The 481-nt window shown below is 58.2% G+C and carries 1 protein-coding gene; it reads left to right on the plus strand.

The genetic code is table 11. The features are described 5' to 3' along the window. Positions 1-481: SdiA-regulated domain-containing protein (locus FCS21_RS15850; protein WP_171035729.1), on the plus strand; the 481-nt coding region annotated here is incomplete at both ends.

Raw genomic sequence — 481 nt, forward strand, 5'->3', positions numbered from 1 at the left:
AAGCCTCGGACGTCTCCTATAACCCGCAGACCAAAACCCTGTTTTCCGTCATGGGTAAAAACCCGTTCCTTGTCGAGCTGAGCCTGCAAGGCGATGTATTGCGCAAGATGCCGCTCAATGGCTGGGACAACCCGGAAGGCGTGACTGTGATGGAAAATGGCCTGATGGCCGTGGTCGACGAACGCCAGCACAACCTGACCATCGTCAAGATCGACGCTGCCACCCAGCAATTGAACAAGGCCGACTTCCCGAGCTATGACCTGGGCCCGTCCAAGGATCAGAACAAAGCGTTCGAGGGGCTTACCTGGGACAAGCGCAATCAGCAATTTGTGCTGGGAGAAGAGCGGCCGCCGGCGTTGTTCACCTGGAAAAGCGACGGCAGCCAGACCCTTGTCGGCGATAAACAGAAACTGGCCAGCAAAGAGCTGGACATGCGCAACCTTTCGGCCCTGGCCATCGACCCGCGCACCGGCCATCTGCT

The organism is Colwellia ponticola, from assembly GCF_005885605.1.
GTDB lineage: Bacteria > Pseudomonadota > Gammaproteobacteria > Enterobacterales > Alteromonadaceae > Colwellia > Colwellia ponticola.